3 protein-coding genes are annotated in these 3,890 nt (G+C 73.1%); all 3 read left to right on the forward strand.

Features of this window, described 5'->3' with window-relative positions:
* The first annotated feature begins 69 nt into the window (after positions 1-69).
* Positions 70-1,506 (forward strand): hypothetical protein, encoded by a 1,437-nt coding sequence (locus ACFWFR_RS14195; RefSeq protein ID WP_377623377.1) that lies wholly within the window; start codon positions 70-72, stop codon positions 1,504-1,506.
* A gap of 126 nt (positions 1,507-1,632) precedes the next feature.
* Positions 1,633-3,132, forward strand: a complete 1,500-nt coding sequence (locus tag ACFWFR_RS14200; protein ID WP_377623378.1) for a sensor histidine kinase — start codon at positions 1,633-1,635, stop codon at positions 3,130-3,132.
* Positions 3,133-3,241: 109 nt separating this feature from the next.
* A partial coding sequence (locus ACFWFR_RS14205) for a response regulator transcription factor (protein WP_377623379.1) occupies positions 3,242-3,890 on the forward strand: 649 nt, incomplete at its 3' end.

Genomic DNA, 3,890 nt, shown 5'->3' on the forward strand with positions numbered 1-3,890 from the left:
GGTCTTCCCGAGCGCACCCCTCCCTCCTGCGCGAGGATGTACCCAGCACCGCGCTGACAGGAGAAGACGATGGCGACCGTCCCGAGCGAGCCCACGATCAGCGACCCCGAACGAGCCGAGCTCGAAGCCCTGCGCGCCGAGGTCCAGCGCCTGCGGGCCGAGCGGAGTGCACCCCCACCGTCGCCCGGCGCGGCCGTCGCCGCCCCCCACCGCCACTGGGTCCGCTGGACCGCGGTGACGGTCCTCCTGGTCCTGGCCGGGGTCCTCATGCTCGGCTCGGTCCTCGCCCGCTACGTGCGCGGCGAGATCCTCGACACCGACCACTACGTCGCGACCGTGACCCCGCTGGGCTCGGACCCGGCGATCCAGGCGGAGATCGGCACCAAGGTCAGCGACGCGATCCTCGACCGGATCGACCTCGAGTCGGTCACGACCCAGGCACTGACGACGCTCACGCAGAACGCCGAGCGCCTCCCGCCGCAGGTCATGGGTCTGGCCCCGCTGCTCGCGAGCCAGGGCGAGTCGTTCGTCCGATCGACGGTCGACCGCATGGTGACCTCCCCGACGTTCGAGGAGCTGTGGATCGTCGCGAACCGTCAGGCGCACAAGAACCTGGTCTCGGTGCTCACGGGGGAGGGGGAGACCTCCGTCACGGCCGACGCGAACGGCCAGGTCACGCTCTCGCTCGGCCCCATGATCGACGAGGTGACCAAGCGGCTCTCGGCGCGCGGCTTCACGTTCGTCGAGAACCTCCCGTCGATCAACCCGCAGTTCGTGCTGTTCACCTCGGACGACGTCGTCACGGCCCAGCGAGCCGTCGCGTTCTTGAACAAGGCCGCGAACGTGCTGCCCTGGCTCTCGCTGGCGGTCGCGGTCTGCGCGGTGTGGGCCGCGCCGCGCGGCGGTCGTCGTCGCGCCGTGGTCCTGGCAGGCGTCGCGTACATCGTCGCCATGGCGCTCCTCGCGATCGGGATCACGGTCGGGAGGTCGCTGTACCTGAGCGCGGTCCCGTCCGACACCCTGTCGCCCTCGGCCGCGACCGCCCTGATCGACGCGGTCCTCGTCCCGCTGCGCACCTCGTTGCGGGCCGTCTTCGCGTTCGGTCTGGTCGTCGCGCTCGCGGCGTACCTCACAGGGTCCAGCCGGTCGGCGGTCGCGGTGCGCGGGGGCTTCAACTGGGCCGTGCGCGCGGTCAGCCGTGGCCACGCGGGTGACGGTGGGCGCGCGCCGCACCCGTTCGAGATCTGGGTCGCGAGGCTCCGCTGGGCCCTCGTCGGGCTCGTCCTCGCCGGCGCGCTGACGGTCCTGGTGTTCTCGCGCTACCCGAGCGGGAGCACGATCCTCGTGATCGCCCTGGTCGCGGCCGTCCTCGTGATCGCGATCCAGGTCGTCTCGGCGCCCGCGCGCGGCGCGACCCGGGCGACGGTCGAGGGAGAGGCGGGTGCCGCCGTCGGGCAGGGGACCGCCGAGACCCCCGAGGAGCCCCCGGTCCCGGCGGCCCGCTAGCGTCCTGCGCACGGGGGACAACCCCCGTGCACGACGGCGGAGCGCACCCTGGGCGCCGAGGCGCGCGTCGGGAAGACTGGTGGCACCGCTCGAACCAGATGCAGGAGCCCTGACACCATGTCTGCTGTGACCTCTTCCCAGCCGCTCGGCGACGCCGGGCCCACCGGCGGCCCTGCCGACCCCACGGGTCCCGTGCCCCCTGCCGAGCCGTCCTCGCCGCCGGCCGGTGCGCACCCGGCGCCCGCAAGCGCTGACGCGCCCCCGACGGCCCGCCCTCCCCGCCCGGGGCGGGTCCCCCTGCCCGTCGACCCGCGCTACACGGACCACCGCGAGGACGTCGGCTTCCTGCGCGCGCCGTTCGCGCGCAGCACGTGGCGCGAGTTCGGGTACATCTGGCTCTCGCTGCTCGTCGCGCCCGTTGCCTTCGCCTACGCGATCTTCACGGTGAGCTTCACGGCCGGGATCCTCGTGACGGTCGTCGGGCTGTTCGTGACGGGCGCGCTCGTCCTCGGGGCCCGCGGCTGGGGCGGCATGTACCGGACCATGGCGCGCTCCATGCTGTCGGTCGACGTCCTGGCCCCGGCCCCCTACGAGCGCCGCCGAGGGTTCTGGCGCGTGCTGTGGTCGACCGTGTCCGACGGGCCCGGGTGGCGTGCGCTGTCGTTCATGCTCGTGAGCTTCGTGCTCTCGATCGTGTCGTTCGTCGTGAGCGTGACCTTCTTCTTCACCGCCGTGGGGGCCATGACGCACTGGTACTGGTCCCAGTTCCTCCCGCTCCAGCAGGCGGCCGACGGCACGTGGCACCGCGGCGCACAGATGGGTACCGACTGGTTCGTCGACACCCCTATGCGTCAGTCGGCGCTCGCGGCCGCCGGGGTCGTGCTGTGGTGGCTGTGGCCGCAGCTCGTCCGGGGCTTCGCGCAGCTCTTCCGCCTGCTCACGATCAACCTCCTGGGCCCCACGCGCGCGAGCCTGCGTGTCCGTGACCTCGAGAAGTCCCGCGGTCGGACGGTCGAGGACGCCGACGCCAAGCTGCGCCGCATCGAGCGCGACCTGCACGACGGTACCCAGGCCCGGCTCGTCGCGGTCGCGATGCAGCTCGGCGAGGCCAAGGAGCAGCTCGCCTCGGGCGGCGACGCGACCGAGGCGCTCGAGCTCGTCGACAGCGCGCACGCCTCGACCAAGGAGGCGCTCGTCGAGCTGCGCGAGCTCGCGCGGGGCATCCACCCGCCCGCGCTCGACAACGGCCTCGCGGTCGCCCTGGAGACGCTCGCGGCGCGCTCGCCCCTGCCCGTGACGGTCGACGTCGACCCGCGCGTCGCGCCCTCGCCCGCAGTGGAGACCATCGCGTACTTCTGCGTCGCCGAGCTCGTGACCAACGCCGCGAAGCACGCCCGCGCTTCCGGGGTGTACGTGCTGGTCGAGGAGCAGGGCAGCACGCTGCGCCTGCGCGTGCGCGACGACGGGCAGGGAGGCGCCCGGGTCTCGACACCCGACGCCCAGGGGCACCGCTCGGGGCTCGCAGGGCTCGAGGAGCGGGTCCGCTCGGTCGACGGCACGTTGGACCTCGTGAGCCCGGTCGGTGGGCCTACGGTGGTCACCGTGACCTTGCCGAGCAGGGTCTGACCCCGTCCGCTCCACCGGGTCGAGCACGACCCGGAACACGGGACTGCCGGCTCGCCGGCCGTGCGGCCTCCCGCTCCACCCCGACCCTTGAACACAGAAGAGGTACACCGTGCGGCTCGTCATCGCCGAGGACTCCGTCATCCTGCGCGACGGGCTCGTCGCGCTGCTCACGCGCCGCGGCCACGAGGTGGTCGCGGCGGTCGGCGACGGGGACGCGCTCGTCGCGGAGGTCGGCAGGCTCGGGGTCCTGGGCGAGCTGCCCGACGTCGTCATCATCGACATCCGCATGCCCCCGACCTTCACCGACGAGGGGCTGCGTGCGGCCCTGGCTTTGCGGGAGTCCTCGCCCGGGCTCGGGGTGCTGCTGTTCTCGCAGTACGTCGAGACGCGCTTCGTGAGCGACCTGCTCACGGGCGGTGCGGAGGGTGTGGGCTACCTCCTCAAGGACCGGGTCGCGGACGTGAGCGAGTTCCTCGACGCGCTGACCCGGATCGCGGCGGGGCAGACGGTCCTGGACCCCGAGGTCGTGAGCCAGCTCATGGGCGCCTCGCGCCTCGACGACGGCCTGGGACGCCTCACGCCGCGCGAGCGCGAGGTGCTCGAGCTCATGGCGCAGGGGCGGTCCAACACCGCGATCGCGGAGAGCCTGTTCCTGTCGTACGGCGCGGTCGAGAAGAACGTGACGTCGATCTTCGGCAAGCTCGGCCTGCCGCAGGACGCGGGGGACCACCGGCGGGTGCTCGCGGTACTGAGGTACC

The organism is Oerskovia sp. NPDC060287, assembly GCF_042726775.1.
Taxonomy (GTDB): Bacteria; Actinomycetota; Actinomycetes; order Actinomycetales; family Cellulomonadaceae; genus Oerskovia; species Oerskovia merdavium.

What these genes read in the sequence shown, in the direction of transcription:
- ACFWFR_RS14195 (WP_377623377.1), top strand. Translation starts at nt 70, where the DNA reads ATGGCGACCGTCCCGAGCGAGCCCACGATCAGCGACCCCGAACGAGCC.